Annotated in this window: 14 protein-coding genes; 5 read left to right on the top strand and 9 right to left on the bottom strand. The window is 60.8% G+C overall.

What is annotated here, in order from left to right; all coding sequences use genetic code 11:
* Positions 1–95: 95 nt before the first annotated feature.
* From cimA to ABWU19_RS04130, 8 genes are all read right to left on the bottom strand, one after another.
* The gene (cimA, locus tag ABWU19_RS04165) at positions 96–1,712 is read right to left on the bottom strand and encodes a citramalate synthase (protein ID WP_435900503.1); all 1,617 of its coding nucleotides are present in this window, start codon (positions 1,710–1,712) and stop codon (positions 96–98) included.
* 2 nt (positions 1,713–1,714) lie between these two features.
* Positions 1,715–2,158 carry a nucleotidyltransferase gene (locus tag ABWU19_RS04160; protein ID WP_435900502.1) on the bottom strand — a complete coding sequence of 148 codons (444 nt, stop codon included), beginning with the start codon at positions 2,156–2,158 and terminating at the stop codon, positions 1,715–1,717.
* Positions 2,159–2,309: 151 nt separating this feature from the next.
* Positions 2,310–2,870: an N-acetyltransferase family protein gene (locus ABWU19_RS04155; RefSeq protein WP_435900501.1), complete on the bottom strand. Its 561-nt coding sequence runs from the start codon at positions 2,868–2,870 to the stop codon at positions 2,310–2,312.
* Between the two features lie 13 nt (positions 2,871–2,883).
* Positions 2,884–4,443, bottom strand: coding sequence for a 2-isopropylmalate synthase (locus ABWU19_RS04150; RefSeq protein WP_435900500.1), 1,560 nt, complete (start codon positions 4,441–4,443; stop codon positions 2,884–2,886).
* A gap of 35 nt (positions 4,444–4,478) precedes the next feature.
* On the bottom strand, positions 4,479–5,498 hold the full coding sequence (gene ilvC / locus ABWU19_RS04145; protein WP_435900499.1) for a ketol-acid reductoisomerase: 1,020 nt from the start codon (positions 5,496–5,498) through the stop codon (positions 4,479–4,481).
* 74 nt (positions 5,499–5,572) lie between these two features.
* On the bottom strand, positions 5,573–6,082 hold the full coding sequence (gene ilvN, locus ABWU19_RS04140; protein ID WP_435900498.1) for an acetolactate synthase small subunit: 510 nt from the start codon (positions 6,080–6,082) through the stop codon (positions 5,573–5,575).
* Positions 6,083–6,143: 61 nt separating this feature from the next.
* The gene (gene ilvB, locus ABWU19_RS04135; protein ID WP_435900497.1) at positions 6,144–7,829 is read right to left on the bottom strand and encodes a biosynthetic-type acetolactate synthase large subunit; all 1,686 of its coding nucleotides are present in this window, start codon (positions 7,827–7,829) and stop codon (positions 6,144–6,146) included.
* Between the two features lie 215 nt (positions 7,830–8,044).
* Complete coding sequence (locus tag ABWU19_RS04130) at positions 8,045–9,031, bottom strand: YpdA family putative bacillithiol disulfide reductase (protein WP_435900496.1); 987 nt, start codon at positions 9,029–9,031, stop codon at positions 8,045–8,047.
* Positions 9,032–9,144: 113 nt separating this feature from the next.
* On the opposite strand from ABWU19_RS04130, the gene ABWU19_RS04125 reads away from it, so the two are divergent.
* The 5 genes from ABWU19_RS04125 to ABWU19_RS04105 all read left to right on the top strand — a co-directional run bounded on the left by ABWU19_RS04125 (position 9,145) and on the right by ABWU19_RS04105 (position 14,609).
* The gene (locus ABWU19_RS04125; protein ID WP_435900495.1) at positions 9,145–10,209 is read left to right on the top strand and encodes an alpha/beta hydrolase; all 1,065 of its coding nucleotides are present in this window, start codon (positions 9,145–9,147) and stop codon (positions 10,207–10,209) included.
* 164 nt (positions 10,210–10,373) lie between these two features.
* A complete protein-coding gene (locus ABWU19_RS04120) occupies positions 10,374–11,009 on the top strand; it encodes an arginine-tRNA-protein transferase (protein WP_435900494.1) in 636 nt (211 codons plus the stop codon).
* Between the two features lie 137 nt (positions 11,010–11,146).
* Positions 11,147–13,378 (top strand): FdhF/YdeP family oxidoreductase, encoded by a 2,232-nt coding sequence (locus tag ABWU19_RS04115; RefSeq protein ID WP_435900493.1) that lies wholly within the window; start codon positions 11,147–11,149, stop codon positions 13,376–13,378.
* A complete protein-coding gene (gene fdhD / locus ABWU19_RS04110; RefSeq protein ID WP_435900492.1) occupies positions 13,347–14,231 on the top strand; it encodes a formate dehydrogenase accessory sulfurtransferase FdhD in 885 nt (294 codons plus the stop codon). Before ABWU19_RS04115 ends, fdhD begins: the two co-directional genes overlap by 32 nt.
* Positions 14,232–14,282: 51 nt before the next feature.
* Entirely contained in the window at positions 14,283–14,609 is a 327-nt protein-coding gene (locus ABWU19_RS04105) for a DUF503 domain-containing protein (protein ID WP_435900491.1), read from the top strand.
* A gap of 285 nt (positions 14,610–14,894) precedes the next feature.
* Here the strand turns inward: ABWU19_RS04105 and ABWU19_RS04100 are convergent, their stop codons facing one another.
* Positions 14,895–16,088, bottom strand: a complete 1,194-nt coding sequence (locus ABWU19_RS04100; protein ID WP_435900490.1) for a thiolase family protein — start codon at positions 16,086–16,088, stop codon at positions 14,895–14,897.
* Between the last annotated feature and the right edge of the window lie 114 nt (positions 16,089–16,202).

Genomic DNA, 16,202 nt, shown 5'->3' with positions numbered 1-16,202 from the left:
AGCATTGGTTTCCACCCCAAAATCCTAAAGTCAAGGTTGAGGGGTGCGGAATGTGGGTTTCGGAACAGCATCTTGCATTTCAACTATGGCGACACTTAGCGCTGAGGCAGATCCGCCTGCAGGTCCATACCTTGCGGTACTGACTGGCTTCTCACCAGGGCGTAGGCGTAGCCATCGGTCAGGGCTTTGAGGGAGGCTTCCAGGTTGTTTTTACTGGCTCCTACGGTGCTCCAGCGCTCCCCCGCGCGGTGCATCTCAATCATGACCCGCACCCCAGAGGCAGTACCGGCTTCCTGGCCCGAGAGGATGCGCACCTTGTAATCGGAAAGCTCGATTTCGGCAATCTCGGGGTAGAACGACTCGATGGCCTTGCGAAAGGCCTTGTCCAGTGCCGAGACCGGCCCGTGCTGGCTTTCGCCTGCGGTGTGTTGCAGGGTCTCGCCCACCCTGACCCGCACCGTGGCCTCGGCCCAGGTGGGGGTCTCGGGGTTGGCATCGTTGACATGCACAAAAACCGTAAAGCCCTCCACACTGAAGGGCATGCGCCCACCCCGCAGCTTATGGGCCAGCAGGTAGAAGCTGGCCTCGGCCCCTTCAAAGGAATAGCCAGCGTGCTCGAGCTGCTTTACCTCGTCCAGCAAGGTCCCGGCCATCTCCCTGGGCACATCCACCCCCGACTCGGCCAGCTTGGCCAGCAGGTTAGAGCGGCCCGCCAGGTCGGAAACCAGTATCCGGCGGCTATTGCCCACCGCCTCGGGCGGCACGTGCTCGTAGGTGCGGGGGTCTTTAAGCACCGCCGAGACGTGAATACCCCCTTTGTGGGCAAAAGCCGCATCGCCCACGTAGGGCGCGCGCAGGTTGGGGGCCAGGTTGGCCCGCTCGTCCACAAAGTGCGAAACCTCCCGCAGCTCGGTCAGTCTTTCGGGGGTGAGTCCCTTGAGCGGCAGGCCGTACTTCAGCATCAGGTTGGGGATGGCGCTGGTCAGGTTCAGGTTGCCACAGCGCTCGCCGTAGCCGTTGATGGTGCCCTGCACGTGGGTGGCCCCCGCCCGTACCGCTGCCAGGGCGTTGGCCACGGCCAGTTCCGCGTCGTTGTGGGGGTGAATGCCAATGGTCAGGCCAGGAAAAGCCTCGAGCACAATCCGGGTGATCTCGTAAACCTCCTCCGGCAGGCTGCCCCCGTTGGTATCGCAGAGGCACAGGGTATCGGCCCCGCCCCGCACGGCGGCCTCGAGCGTGGCCAGGGCGTAGCCCCGGTTGGCCTTGTAGCCATCAAAAAAGTGCTCGGCGTCGTGGATTACCCGCCGACCCTGGCCCACCAGGTAACGGTAGGTCTCCTCGATCATGCGCAGGTTTTCTTCCAGGGAGACCTCGAGGGCGTGGGTCACGTGAAAGTCCCAGCTTTTGGCCACCACCGTGACCACCGGGGTGGCCGCTTCCAGCATGGCCTGTACCGAGGGGTCGTCTTCCGGTCGCACCCCCCTGCGCCGGGTGGAGCCAAAGGCGCAGAGCTGGCTCACCCCCAGATCCACCCCCTTCATGCGGGCGAAAAACTCGGCATCCTTGGGGTTACTCCCCGGCCAGCCCCCCTCGATGAGGGGAACCCCAAAAGCCGCCAGGCGACGTGCGATGGCGATCTTATCGTCCGACGACAGGTTGACGGCCTCGCCCTGGGTACCGTCGCGGAGGGTGGTGTCGAGGATTTCGATCATTTCTACTCCAACTTCTCCAGGTCAGCTAAGTCCTGGCTTCTACCGGAAGCCTTTTTATTCTTGCGCAGATCTTCGAGGCCGATCACCGGAATCGTCAACCCGTCCACCTCGATCTGCTCGCGGTTCTCGTAACACTCGGCAAACACGACCCCCGAAGGCTGGGTCAGAAGGTCTATCCTGACCGGGGGGTAGCCAATCTGTATAAACACCCCTGGCTCAAGAAAATCCTGCGGTGTCAACTCGAGCGAGGCGAACCCAAAATCCTCGATGGCTTTGATAACCCTCTCGGCGTTTTCCTGCGACGCCTCGACCCATATGTCTAAATCTTTGGTGTAACGGGGATACCCGTGCAGGCCCACCGCGTACCCTCCGACCAACAGATATCTAACCCGATTCTCGTTCAAGAATCTTAAGAACTCTCTGAAGTCGGGGGTAAGCAGTGCCATATTTCCACTCGTTATACTCGGCGCGGATGGACTCCAGGGCTTCGAGGCGCTCCACCATGGGCCGTGTCCTCCAATACACCGCGTCGGAGGGTTCTTCGCCCATCCTGCCCTTGAACACAACCGCTGCAATTCGCCGTGGCATGACCCAATTCTACCACCCCATTACCCCAAGACCGTGCCAGCCATAGGCGTGCTCCAGGAGCATCTTCCCGCCCAGCTCAACTTCTTTCTCTCCCACCTTCTTCCCGCCCATGTGCCGGTAAAACCCCACGGTCGGGTTTTCGGCCAGCACCCACAAAAACATCGAGGTCTGGCCCAAAGAGGCCATCTCCCCCACAAACCGTGTGAAAAGCCCTCGCCCCAGGCCCTTTCCCTGATGCACCCGCAGCAAATAGATGGCCCACAGCTCGCAGTCAAAACTTCCCAATGGCTCCCGCGGAGGGCCGCCCGCCACAAAGCCGACCACGCCCAGGGCTGGGTCCTCGGCCACGAACATCACGCCCTGCCAGTTGGGGTTTTCCAGACCGCCCCGCCACATCTGCTCGCGGCGCCCGTAGGAAAGCCCGTCCAAAAAATCATCTGGGACGATGCCCCGGTAGGTCTCGCGCCAGGAGTCCACGTGAACCCGGGCCACTCCGGGGGCGTCGGCGTGGGTGGCCCGGCGGATGGTCATGGCTGCCTCCAGGCTGAACACCGCGCCTCTACCTCCCATAGCCCGCTTCCTGCTACTTCCCCAGGCCCGAACGCTGCACCTCTTCCAGCGACCTGGGATGCCGCGCGGCCTGACCGGCGGCGAGCTTGTTGGCCGCATCCAGATAGGCCCGGGCCGAGGCCTCGATAATGTCGGGCGAAATCCCGTGGCCGGTGGCCATCACCTCGCCCAGCCTTAGCCTTACCGTCACCTCACCCAGGGCTTCCGTGCTGCCCGTAACCGACTCCACCCGGTACAGGTCAAGTTCGGGCTTCAGACCAATCGCCTCGGAAAGAGCCTTATACACCGCATCCACCGGGCCATCGCCGATGGCGGTGGTGGTCACCACGCCCTTGGGGGTCTCGAGGCTCACCGTAGCGGTGGGTAGCATCCCGTAGCCGGAGAAGAACTGCAGCTTCTCGAGGTTAAACAGGTGGGGCGTCGAAACCGACTCGCTCTCCACCAGGGCCCGCAGTTCCTCGGTCTCGATGGGGCCTTTGCGCTCGACGATCTCGCGGAAGCGGGTAAAAATGGTGCCAATCTGGGCATCGTCCAGCTTATAGCCCAGGTCGGCCAGGGCCTTCTTGACCGCAGCGCGTCCAGAGTGCTTACCCAGCACCAGCACCGCGGCCTGGCGGCCTACCAGCTCGGCATTCATGATCTCGTAGGTCTCTTTGTTCTTGATGACCCCGTCCTGGTGGATACCCGACTCGTGGGCAAAAGCGTTGTCGCCCACAATGGCTTTGTTGGGCTGTACCACCATGCCGGTGTAGCGCTCTACCATCCGGCTCATGCGGTACAGCTCGCGGGTGTTGATGCGGGTATGGGCTTTGTAATAGTCGCGGCGCACATACAGGGCCATCACCACCTCTTCCAGCGCGGTGTTGCCCGCCCGCTCGCCGATGCCGTTGATGGTGCACTCGATCTGGGTGGCCCCATTCTCCACCGCGGCCAGGCTGTTGGCGGTGGCCAGGCCCAGGTCGTCGTGGCAGTGGGCCGAGATATGCACATCCCGCCCCCGCACCACTTCTTTGTAAATGCGCCCAATCAGAGCCCCATACTCCTGCGGGGTGCCGTAGCCGGTGGTGTCGGGGATGTTGATGGTGGTCGCCCCGGCGTTGATGGCGGTCTCGTAGAGCTTCATGACGAAGTCGAAGTCGGCCCGCATCACATCCTGGGCGCTAAACTCCACATCGTCGGTGAACTGCCGGGCGTAGCGCACCATCGCATCGGAAATTTCCAAAATCTCCTCTGGGGTCTTGCGAAGCATGTACTCCAGGTGCACCCTGGAGGCGCTGGTGAAGACATGAATGCGCTTCTTTTCGGCTTTCTCCAGGGCCGCCGCGGCCCGTTCGATATCGAGCTTGTGGGTGCGGGCCAGCCCGCAGATGACCGGTCCCTTAACCTCGGCTGCGATGCGCGAGACACACTCGAACTCGCTAGCCCCATTGACCGGAAAGCCCGCCTCGATGATGTCCACGTTCAGCCGGGCCAGCCCATGGGCAATTTCCAGTTTCTGCTGGAGCGAAAGGGCTACGCCGGGGCTTTGCTCGCCGTCCCGCAGGGTGGTGTCGAAAATTCGGATGTGCCGCATAGAACCTCCAGTTCTGCTGATTTTGGCTATGGCTGCTAGCTACCAACCTCTTCCTTGGAAAACCTGGCCTTAAGGAAAGGCATCATGGCCCTGAGCTTGGGGCCTACCTGCTCGATGGGGTGGTCTTTCCAGTAGTTGCGGTTGGCGTTCAGGGTAGGCTGGCCCACCACGTTCTCGAGCATCCACTCGCGGGCAAACTCGCCCTGCTGAATCTGGCGCAGCACCTCGCGCATGCGGGCCTTGGTTTCTTCGCGGTTGATGACCATAGGGCCGCGGGTATAGTCGCCGTACTCCGCCGTGTTGGAGATGCTGTAGCGCATCCCGGCAAAACCCGATTCGTAAATCAGGTCCACGATCAGTTTTACTTCGTGCAGGCACTCGAAGTAGGCCATCTCGGGGGGATAACCGGCCTCCACCAGGGTCTCGAAGCCCGCCGCAATTAGCTGGGTCAGGCCACCACACAGCACGGTCTGCTCACCAAACAGGTCGGTCTCGGTCTCGTCTTTGAAGGTGGTGGCGATGGTGCCTGCCCGTGTGCCGCCGTTGGCCTTGGCGTAGGCCAGGGCGGTGGGGAAGGCTGAGCCTGAGGCATCCTGGTAGACCGCCACCAGCGAAGGTACTCCCGAGCCTTTCTCGTACTCCGAACGCACCAGGTGGCCGGGGCCTTTGGGGGCCACCATCCAGACATCCAGGTCGCGGCGCGGCTTTATCTGGCCAAAGTGGATGTTGAAGCCGTGGGCAAAGGCAATGGCCGCCCCTTCCTTCAGGTTGGGTTCCACCTCGGCCTTGTAGACCGCGCCCTGGGTCTCGTCGGGGAGCAGAATCATCACCACATCCGCCTTGCGCACAGCCTCCCCTACCGGCAGTACCTCGAGCCCAGCTTTACGGGCCTTCTCCTCGTTGCGGCTACCGGGCCGCAGGCCCACCACTACCTTGATGCCGGAGTCGCGCAGGTTGAGGGCATGGGCATGGCCCTGTGAGCCAAAGCCCAGAATGGCCACCGTCTTGTCCTTAATAAAGCCGAGGTCTGCATCCGGGTCGTAATAAATCTTCATTCTTTTCTCCTCACCGAAGATCGAAGGAAACCCCTTCAACTTCTGCACAAAAAAATGATGGGCCCATACCCATCCTAGACGGCTTTCTTTTCGCGCACCTTGAGCACCTGCTCGCCGCGGGACATGCCTACCGCGCCGGTACGCATAACCTCGAGCAGGCCATAAGGCCGCATAGCCTCAACAAAGTTGTTTACCTTAGTGGAGTCACCGGTGAGCTCGAAGATGATGGACTTTTTGGCCACATCCACAATACGGGCCCTGAAGGCCTCCGCGATGTCCTTGACCTCGAGCCGTTCCTCCATCCCGGCAATGCCCACCTTGACCAGGGCCAGCTCGCGCTCCACGTGGGGCTCAGCGTGATCAGTTACCTTAATGACCTCAATCAGCCGATTGAGTTGCTTTTCCACCTGCTCCAGTACCGCATCGTCCCCCGAAACCACCAGCGAGATGCGGGAGAGGCCCGGCTGGTGGGTGCGCCCCACCGCCAGCGACTCGATATTAAAGCCCCGCCTTGCAATCAGGCCCGCAATACGTTGCAGGACGCCTGGGTTGTCTTGAACCAGCACCGAAACCAAGTGTCTCATGAGAAATCTCCGATTTCTGCTGATAGCTTTCGGCTATGGGCTACCAGCTATATTGGCTTACTCAATCACCCGCCACTGTCTCCCGTGGGTTCTCGATGATCATGTCTTCCGCCGCCCCACCTGCTGGAATCATGGGGAAGACGCCTTCTTCATGGTAAACCCGGGCTTCCAGCAGCACCGGGCCGGGATGAGCCAGCACTTCCTTAACCGTCTCGTGCAGCCTGGCCTTGTCGGTCAGGGCAATGCCCTTGATGCCGTAGGCTTCAGCCAGTTTGGCGAAGTCGGGATTGGAGTCGGCCAGGTACACCTCGCTGTAACGCTTGGCGTGGAACAGGTCCTGCCACTGCCGCACCATGCCCAGGAAGCCGTTGTTCAGAATTACAATCTTGACATTCAGGTTGTGTTTTTTGAGGGTGGCTAGCTCTTGCAGGGTCATCTGGAAGCTGCCATCGCCATCGAAGTCGATCACCAGCTCGCCCGGTCGGGCCAGGGCCGCACCGATGGCAAAAGGCAGCCCCACCCCCATGGTGCCCAGCCCTCCGGAGTTAATCCAACAACGAGGGGCATCGAACTTGTAGAACTGGGCGGCAAACATCTGGTGCTGGCCTACCCCGGCAGTGACCACAGCCTTGCCCTGGGTGGCCTCCCAGAAAGCCTGGATGACCTCCTGGCTTTGCAGGTGGGGCTTGGGTTTCCAGGCAAAGGGGTGCTTGGTCTTCCAGTCCTCGAGCTGTCCCCACCACTTGGTCAGGTTGAGCTTTTTGGCGCCATTGACCAGCTCTGCCGCCACCCATTTGGCATCGCCCACCACCGGAACGGCGGTCTTGACCAGCTTGCCAATCTCGGCGGGGTCAATGTCCACGTGGATGATGGTATGGGCATTGGGAGCAAAGCGCGAAACCTTGCCAGTTACCCGGTCGTCGAAGCGCAACCCAATAGCCAGGATGGTGTCGGCGTGGTGGATGGCGCGGTTGGCTGCTACCGAACCATGCATGCCCGGCATCCCCAGAAACTGCGGGTGGGTTCCGGGAAACACCCCCAGGCCCATCAGGGTTGGAATCACCGGAAGGCCGGTCTTCTCAGCCAGGGCCATGATTTCCGGGGCCGCATTCAAAGCCCCACCGCCCACCATCAATATGGGTTTTTCTGCCTTTTGCAAGGCCTCCAGGGCCCGCTCAATCTGGCGGGGGTGGCCCTTGTAGGTTGGCTTGTAGCCCGGCAAGTCTATCTCCACATCGAAGCTGCCGGTGAACTCGGCTTGCTGCACGTCCTTGGGAAAGTCTATCAGCACCGGGCCGGGCCGGCCGGTAGAGGCGATGTAAAAGGCCTCGGCAATTACCCGCGGAATATCGTTGACCTTGCGCACCTGGAAGTTGTGTTTGGTCACCGGCTGGGTGATGCCTACCACGTCGGCTTCCTGAAAGGCATCGGTGCCGATGAGGTGCTGGGGCACGTTGCCGGTGATGGCCACCACCGGAGTAGAGTCCATCAGGGCATCCTGCAGCCCCGTGACCAGGTTCAGTGCCCCCGGCCCCGAGGTCGCCATACACACCCCCACCCGACCCGAGGCCCGCGCATATGCGGTTGCAGCGTGCACACCGGCCTGCTCGTGCCGCACCAGGATGTGCCGTATGGGCGAGTCGTAAAGCGCATCGTAGGTGGGCATGATGGTGCCCCCCGGATGCCCAAAAATGGTATCCACTCCCTGCATCTCCAGGGCTTTCAGGATGGCGGCGGCTCCGTTCATAGCTCTCTCCTCAAAAAATCGCCCCCCGGTGCTTCGGGGGGCTTTAGGATGCGCTTATAGGCTCTTCGCTACACCAAATCCCCCGTAGGCCTGGTAATTAGGCCTACTACGACTAGGATCAGGCTGCTGGGCAAAAGCATCTTGTGGAAGAGTTTACGGGTGTTTGGTATACCGTGTCAAGGCTTAGCCCATACCCCCTCTCTCCGAAGACCACTCTAGGTAAGGCGCTTTTGCATACGAAAAGCCATCTCCAGCACTGCTCTTCTGGCATGCTCCCGCCCATTTTCGATGAACACCGTGCGGGTATCGGAGCCATACCCCGCACTGCCCGCCACAAAAAGCCCCTTGATGCTGGTCTCGTAGGAATCGGACAACACCGGCGCATCGCCACAGTAAGCCACCTTGGCCGCCCTTAGAAGCCCGTCTGCCGCTTTGTAGCCAATATGAATCAGCACAAAATCGCTGGGGAGGCGATGTACGGCCTTTTCTTCTGCAATTTCCTGCTGAAGCACTACCTCTCGCGGGGTAATTTCCACCACCTGCGCGTTCAGCAAAAGCCGTATGGCGCCCTCTTTGACCCGGTTCTCAAAATCGGGCTTGAGCCAGTACTTAACCCCCGGACGAATTTCGGCCCCATGATGGACAACCGTAACCACAGCTCCAGCGCGGTAAAGCTCGAGGGCCGCTTCTACCGCACTATTGGAGCCCCCCACCACCGCTACCCTCTGGTTCCAGTAGGGCAGGGTTTCGTCTAGGCCATAGCGCACGTGCGGCAGGTTTTCTCCGGGTACACCTAAGCGGTTGGGGTTATCGTAGTAGCCTGTGGCTACCAGCACAAAACGGCTTTTAAGCTCGCTTTCGCCATCGCGGTCACGGTAGCCCACCCTGAAGTGGGCCAGCTCGGGGTAGATGCCGGTTACCTCGGTATAGGTTCGAATGTTCAGCGCTTCGTTCTCGGCTACCCGACGATAGTATTGCAAAGCCTCGCGGCGGGTAGGTTTGGCAAAGGGCGAGGGAAAGGGATGCCCCCCAATCTCGATGTTTTTGGCCTCGCTGAAAAAGACCGTTTCTTTAGGCCAGCGGTACAGGGTGTGAACGATGGTGCCCTTCTCCAGAACCACCGCATTAAGGCCAGCACGCCTGGCCTCGATTGCAGCAGCCAGCCCCACTGGCCCTGCACCCACAATCACCAGATCCCACATACGCTAAAGGATACCCATTTTGGGCAAAGCTGATTGTTGCGCCCTGCTATGAGTAACAAGTTTGTAACAAAAATCCAGTAGCATGACTTATCTCGAGTCTGAAGGAGTGAGCTATGGGTTCCATCCCTACCTTGCCGGGCATTTTTTCCACAGTGATCGAGACCCCTCGCCTCCGCATGCACCTGCTGCTACGGGGCCCCTCCGATGGGGTACCGGTGCTCCTAGTTCATGGCAACGCCAGCAGCAATACCTTTTGGGAAGAGACCATGCTGGCCCTGCCCACAGGCTACCGCGCCATTGCCCCCGACCTGCGCAGCTACGGCGACACCGAAGACAAGCCGATTGATGCCAGCCGTGGTTGCATGGACTGGGTGGACGACCTGCTGGGCCTAATGGACGCCCTGGGCTATGCCCGCTTTCATGTAGCGGGGCACTCGCTGGGGGGAAGTGTGGTCTGGGCCTTGCTGGCTAGCGCGCCTGAACGCATCTACACCGCTACCGTAATTGCGCCAGGTTCCCCGTTCGGGTTTGGCGGCACCAAGGATCTTCAGGGAACCCCCTGCGCTCCCGACTTTGCTGGCTCGGGGGCTGGCATCGTCAACCCCGAGTTCGCACGGCTAATCGCCGAGGGCTACCGGGGCAGCGAATTCCAGGCCTCCCCCCGCGTCGTCATGAACAGCTTCTACTGGAAGCCGCCCTTTCGTCACCCCCGCGAGGAGGCCCTGCTTTCGGGCATTCTCTCCGAAAAGATTGGGCCGAACCGGTACCCTGGCGACGCTGTGCCTTCGCCCCACTGGCCGGGCATGGCTCCAGGAAAGTGGGGCCCAGCCAACGCCATCTCGCCCAAGTATGTGGGCGATACTGTTCAAAAGATGCTGTCGGCAACAGCCAAACCCCCCATCCTCTGGGTGCGCGGCTCCGACGATCAGATTGTGGGGGATATGAGCCTGTTCAACATGGGTACCCTGGGCAAACTGGGCGTGGTTCCTGGCTGGCCTGGCGATGATGCACACCCCCCACAGCCAATGGTGGGCCAGACCCGTTATGTGCTCGAGCTGTACGCAGCCAACGGTGGCTCGTTCCGCGAAGAGGTGATCCCGGACACCGGCCACTCCCCCCACATGGAAAAACCCGACGTCTTTGACCCACTGTTTCATGCCCATCTGAAGTCGGTTTAGAACGGGTTTGTGGTGGGCTGCTACAAACCCCACCCCAGGCGCAGGTCAATGCCGACAGAAAGCGCAGGTTGCTGCCAGTGTTTGCAAAGGCCCCAGCAAGAATTGGAAGCATGCGGCCCCAGGTTAATGAGTATTTTTTGAGCACAGCGACTGACTCCGCCCAAATGGACGCGCTCTGGGCAGAAGGCTGGCGTCACTTTGGGGTCTATTTCTTTCGCTATAGCCGTCTTGGAAACAATCATGTGCTGCCCCTTAGGGTGCGGCTGGCCGACCATACCCCAAGCCGTAGCCAGCGACGGGCGCTCAAAAAGAACCTGGACTTGCAGCTGAAACTACAACCCGCCTTCGTGAACGGCGAGGTTGAGGCCCTGTTCGCCAGACACAGGACCCGCTTCACCCACAACGTGCCCGAAAGCATCTACAACTTTATCTCGCGTCGTCCGGCCTACATCCCCTGCCGCTGCCACAGCCTGACCCTGTACCACCAGAATCGCCTGGTGGGCATCAGTTACCTGGACGAGGGCGAGCAGGCCACTTCCAGCGTTTACCAGTGCTTCGACCCCGCCTACACAAAGCGCAGTCTGGGCATTCTGATGCTTGTTCACTCGATTGAGCTTTCGCGGGCCTGGGGAAAGGCCTACTACTACCCTGGCTATGCCTACCAGGAACCCTCCGAGTACGACTACAAGAAACGGCTGGGGGCGCTTGAATACTTCGACTGGCAAGGCAACTGGCTAAAATTTGAGGCAGGTCCGCCGGGTAGAGCGCTCTTCACAAATATTGAGCTGCCCACAACTTGATTGCTTTGTCCTGCGCAGCACAGTGGCCTCCCGGATGGGAGGCCTCTTCTGTGCAGAGTGCGATAAGCCAGAACCCGCCCTCACAAATCGTTTTCCAGATTGGGGTTTAAAATGAAGGCATTCGCTGGAGGCATGAAGTGGCACTAAAGCCAGTCAAGAAAGGGTGGAGCTTCGAAACCTGGGTCAGCCTGCGGCCTTTTGGGCTGGGGATGCAGAAGCCCAACAACTTCCTCGAGGTCTTCCGGGCGGTTTTTGAGAACGCCGACAACCTCGAGTACGCCTGGCGTATCCTGCGCGATGGGGTCTGCGATGGCTGCGCTCTGGGCACCAGTGGCCTTAAAGACTGGACCATCGAGGGTATCCATCTCTGCAACATCCGCCTGCGGCTGCTGCGGCTCAACACCATGGGGCCGCTCGAGGCCTCCAGTCTGAAGGATGTGGCGCAGCTTCGTGCAAAAAGCTCTGCTGAACTGCGGGCGCTGGGCCGCCTCCCCTACCCCATGCGCCGCCGCCGGGGGGAGGCGGGGTTCACCCGGATTAGCTGGGACGAGGCCCTCGACCGCATCGCCTGGAAGCTCTGTAAAACCCCGCCCGACAAGATGGGCTTCTACCTGACCAGCCGCGGCACCCCCAACGAAACCTACTACGTGGCCCAGAAAGCGGTGCGGGCGCTGGGCAGCAACAACATCGACAACGCCGCGCGCATCTGCCATAGCCCCAGCACGGTTGCACTTAAAGCTGCCTTGGGCGTGGCCGCTACCACAATCAGCTACCGCGACCTGATTGGCACCGACCTGGTGGTGTTTTTTGGCTCGAATCCGGCGGTCAACCAGCCGGTCATGATGAAGTACCTCTACTACGCCAAAAAGGCCGGAACCCAGGTGGTTTGTGTAAACCCCTACCAGGAACCGGCCATGCAGCACTACTGGATTCCCTCCGACCTCGAGAGTGCGTTGTTTGGCAGCAAAATTACCGACCGCTTCTTCCTGGTTCAGCCGGGGGGCGACAGCGCTTTTATTGCCGGAGTGCTCAAGCATCTGATCGAACAGGACTGGCTGCACCACAGCTTCATTGCCGAGCACAGCGAAGGTTTTGAGCAGGTCAGAGCCCAGGTGGTTGGAACCTCGTGGGAGCAGCTCGAGCAGCTTTCCGGGCTGAGCAAAGCCGAGATGCTCGAGTTTGCCCTCCTGCTTTACAAGGCCGAGAAAGCGGTGCTGGTCTGGAGCATGGGCATTACCCAGCATCGCTCGGGCGAGGACACCGTGCAGAACATCATCAACCTGGGCCTGGCGCGGGGCTACCTGGGGCGCGAGGGCTGTGGCCTGATGCCCATCCGCGGCCACTCGGGCGTACAGGGCGGGGCCGAGATGGGGGCCTATGCCTCGGTGTTTCCCGGCGGCCTGCCCATCAACGCCGAAAATGCAGCTGCGTTGGAGAAGCTATGGGGTTTCCCGGTGCCAAGCCAGCCGGGCCTGACGGTCACGGAGATGCTCGAGGGGGGCCTCGAGGTCTTGTGGAGCGTGGGGGGCAATTTCCTCGAAACCCTGCCCAGCCCGGCCCTGGCCGAAGCCCGCCTGGCCCAGGTGCCATTGCGTATTCACCAGGACATTGTGCTGTCGTCGCAGATGCTGGTAGAGCCCGCTGAAGAGGTTATCCTGCTGCCTGCCACCACCCGCTACGAAATACCGGGCGGGTGTACCGAGACCAGCACCGAGCGCCGGGTTATCTTTAGCCCTGAAATCCCCGGCCCTCGCATTGCCGAAGCCCGCTGGGAAGGGCAGGTCTTCCAGGATGTGGTGGCCCGGATGTGCAGTCCCGAGCTGGCCGAAAAGGTGCGCTTTGCGGATACCGCCGCCGTGCGGGCCGAGATTGCCCGGGTGGTTCCGCTTTACGACGGCATCCAGCACCTGCGCTCAAAGGGCGATGCCTTCCAGTATGGAGGGCCGCAGCTTTGCCCTGGGGGGGTCTGCCCTACCCCCAGCGGGCGGGCACGGTTCCTGCCCGTGGTGCTGCCCGAAAGCAGCCTTCCCGCAGGGGCTTACCGCCTGGTCACGCGGCGCGGCAAGCAGTTCAATAGCATGGTGCTCGAGCACACCGATCCCATCAACGGCGCCCCCCGCGATGCGGTCTTGATGAACCCCAGCGACCTGCAAAAGCTAGGCCTGCAACCCGGCCAGCAGGTCTGGCTACAAAACCCCTCTGGCACCCTGGCGGGCCGGGTCTTTGCGGCCAAGCTTCGGCCCGGCAGCATCCAGGTACACTGGCCTGAGGGCAATGTGCTGGTAGACCCCGCGCTGCGCTCGAGCCAAGCCAAAATTCCCGCTTACAAAGAGGTGTATGTTTATATCCACACCCAACCACCGTCCTAAGGCCCGCACCCGTACCCAGCTATTGCGGATCGAGCACGGGCGGGCTTTGGTTAAGTCCGACCTGCTCGCCAGCGAAGAACCGTTGGAGATACGCTTGCTTGCAAGCTCCGGTCAGGTGAGCAAAAAGGTGTCTGAGGGAGCTAAAACCCTGGCCGTAACCATGCGCACTCCCGGCCACGACTTTGAGCTGGCCGCCGGGTTTTTGCTGGCCGAAGGGGTAATTGCACGGCGGGAAGACATTGCGCGCATTGCCTACTGCACCGACCCCAGCGAGCCCCAGCAGTACAACATCGTGAACGTGGAGTTGAAGACAGCCAGGCTACCCGACCTGGCCCCATTGGAGCGCCATTTTTACACCACATCGGCCTGTGGGGTCTGCGGGAAGGCCGGGCTGGAGAACCTCCAGCGGCGGTATACCCCCTTGAAAGCAGACTGGACGGTCTCGAGCGAAGTCATTGCCAAACTGCCCACCCAGCTGCGGGCCCACCAGCCCCTCTTTGCCCAAACCGGGGGCCTGCACGCAGCCGCCCTGTTCGACCAATACGGCAACCTCCTGGCCCTGCGCGAAGACGTGGGCCGCCACAATGCCCTGGATAAGCTTCTGGGCTGGGCCCTGCTGGAATACCAGCTCCCCCTTTGTGAACACATGCTGCTGGTAAGCGGCCGGGCCAGCTACGAACTAGCGCAAAAAGCCCTGGCTGCCAGCATTCCCCTGTTGTGCGCTATTTCCGCCCCCAGCAGCCTGGCGGTGGAGCTGGCCAGGGAATTTAATCTGACCCTGATTGGTTTTCTGCGAGACAGCTTCAATGTGTACAGCGGTGCAGAGCGGCTCGATATCGGCCCCAGCTCCTAACCCTGGCCCCATGCTGGGGGTTGTGTCCGGGTTTGTGGCACAATCAATTACATGAAAGCCTACCTGGGCATCTACACCGCGCGCCTGGAAATGCCCTGGGTGAAAAGCCTCAAGGAAAAGCGGGCGCTAATCAAACCCACCATCGAGCGCCTACGTTCGCGCTTTCCCGTTTCGGCAGCGCGGCTGGCCGGGCAGGACGACCACGGCTGGGAAGTGGTGGGTTTTAGCCTAATCGGCTACGACGGGGTCTGGGTCGAAACGGTACTGCGCCAAGCCGCCGACTTCATTGCGGCCCAGGCCGAGTACGTGGTAACCGATGTGAGCTGGAGCATCGAGGAGGTAAACCTCGAGGACCTAGTTCCCACCTGGGCTCACTAAGTGTCTCCATAAGCGAAATGCAAGACGCCGTACCGAAAGTTCGCTTTAGGAATTGCGCCAGGTATGCATTGACTCATTCCGCTGGTTTTGCCAATCTGCCCTGGCGCAACTTAGTGCTCTGGTAACTTAGAGCGGTCTTCAGAGAAAATGGTACAAAGCCGGAAGTGCTACTCAGAGCGCTCTTTACAAATATTGAGCTGCTCACAGCTCGATTGCTTTGTCCTGCACAGCACAGTGGCCTCCCATCCGGGAGGCCACGCCTGTGAAGAGTGCGATAAAACTGGTTTAGTCGATGGCTTCAAGCGCCATTGCAGTTGAGCCACCGGTTCCGTGGCAAATTGCAGCCAGACCCCGCTCCTTGCCGTGGGTGTGCAGGGCATGAATCAGGGTGGTCAGGATGCGGGCACCGGAGGCCCCAATGGGATGGCCCAGCGCAATGGCCCCTCCATGCACATTCAGGCGATCCATAGGCACGCCCAGCAAGCGGTTGAACAACAGGTTGTTGAGGGCAAAGGCCTCGTTATTTTCAAATAGATGGAAGTCGCCTACGCCAAGACGGAGCTTTTCTAGCAGCTTCTTAACCGCAGGAACCGGCGCCTCGGGGAAACGCCAGGGCTCGCCCGCGGCCCAGCTGTTGCCCAGAATGCGCGCAATAGGCTTCAAGCCGTACTTTTGCACTGCCTCAGGACTGGCCAAAATCAGAGCCGAGGCCCCGTCGGATATTTGCGAGGCATTGCCCGCGGTCAGCACCCCATCTTTCTTGAAGGCCGGGCGCAAGGCTGCCAGCGATTCGAGGGTGGTATCGGGCCTCACGCCTTCGTCTTTTTCTACCTTCTCGACCCCCTTGCGGGTCTTGACCTCGAGCGGCACAATCTCCTTGCCAAAGTAGCAGGATTCCTGGGCCCTGGCGGCCCGCTGGTGCGACTCGTAAGCCACTTCGTCGAGCTCGGCCCGGGTAACACCGAATTCGGCGGCCAGGCGTTCGGTTTGGTCGCCCATGGCCTCCCCGGTAAAGGGGTCGGATAGTCCATCCCGCTGCAAAATATCTTGCAGTTGCTCGGGTGCACCCGCCAGGTACTTGTAGCCCCAGCGAGCCCGGCTCGAGAGGTAAAACCCAGTCTGGGTCATGGATTCCATGCCGCCAGCCAGCACCACCTCCGCATCGCCATTTTTGATGGCCAGCGCCCCGTTGGCCACAGCCTGCATGCCCGAAGCGCACACCATATCCACCGCGTAGCCGTCTACGGTGTCGGGAATACCCGCCTTGAAAGCAGCCTGCCGGGGTGGCAACTGGCCGTGCCCGGCCCGCAACACCTGCCCAAACACAAACAGGTCAAGGTTGGCTCCGTTCAAGCCTGCTTGCTCGAGGGCCGCTTTCATCACGTGCGCCCCCAGGTCAACCGGCGAAAAATCCTTGAGCGCCCCACCAAACCGCCCAATCGGGGTGCGTACGGCCGAGATAACCAACACCTCACGCATAACTGCCTCCTGCCGATATATTACGTCATTTTGGCTCGGCAACGTAAAACCGTAGGATGCTTGGATGCAGCAGGTAAAAGGAAATCGGCAGCTTCAAGCGTTTGAACATCAAAA

Origin of the sequence: Meiothermus cerbereus, from assembly GCF_051297115.1 — a bacterium.
Classification (GTDB): Bacteria; Deinococcota; Deinococci; order Deinococcales; family Thermaceae; genus Meiothermus; species Meiothermus cerbereus_A.
Note: the sequence above shows the minus strand (reverse complement) of the source record. Positions and strands in the feature narration are given on the sequence as shown.

Excerpts from the sequence above, each read along its gene's own strand:
- ABWU19_RS04130 (WP_435900496.1), bottom strand. The coding sequence starts at position 9,031 with ATGTGGGATCTGGTGATTGTGGGTGCAGGGCCAGTGGGGCTGGCTGCT.
- ilvB (WP_435900497.1), bottom strand. The coding sequence starts at position 7,829 with ATGAACGGAGCCGCCGCCATCCTGAAAGCCCTGGAGATGCAGGGAGTG.
- cimA (WP_435900503.1), bottom strand. The coding sequence starts at position 1,712 with ATGATCGAAATCCTCGACACCACCCTCCGCGACGGTACCCAGGGCGAG.
- fdhD (WP_435900492.1), top strand. The coding sequence starts at position 13,347 with ATGTTTATATCCACACCCAACCACCGTCCTAAGGCCCGCACCCGTACC.
- ABWU19_RS04120 (WP_435900494.1), top strand. The coding sequence starts at position 10,374 with ATGGACGCGCTCTGGGCAGAAGGCTGGCGTCACTTTGGGGTCTATTTC.
- ABWU19_RS04155 (WP_435900501.1), bottom strand. The coding sequence starts at position 2,870 with ATGGGAGGTAGAGGCGCGGTGTTCAGCCTGGAGGCAGCCATGACCATC.
- ABWU19_RS04105 (WP_435900491.1), top strand. The coding sequence starts at position 14,283 with ATGAAAGCCTACCTGGGCATCTACACCGCGCGCCTGGAAATGCCCTGG.
- ABWU19_RS04125 (WP_435900495.1), top strand. The coding sequence starts at position 9,145 with ATGGGTTCCATCCCTACCTTGCCGGGCATTTTTTCCACAGTGATCGAG.
- ilvC (WP_435900499.1), bottom strand. The coding sequence starts at position 5,498 with ATGAAGATTTATTACGACCCGGATGCAGACCTCGGCTTTATTAAGGAC.
- ABWU19_RS04100 (WP_435900490.1), bottom strand. The coding sequence starts at position 16,088 with ATGCGTGAGGTGTTGGTTATCTCGGCCGTACGCACCCCGATTGGGCGG.
- ilvN (WP_435900498.1), bottom strand. The coding sequence starts at position 6,082 with ATGAGACACTTGGTTTCGGTGCTGGTTCAAGACAACCCAGGCGTCCTG.
- ABWU19_RS04160 (WP_435900502.1), bottom strand. The coding sequence starts at position 2,158 with ATGGCACTGCTTACCCCCGACTTCAGAGAGTTCTTAAGATTCTTGAAC.
- ABWU19_RS04150 (WP_435900500.1), bottom strand. The coding sequence starts at position 4,443 with ATGCGGCACATCCGAATTTTCGACACCACCCTGCGGGACGGCGAGCAA.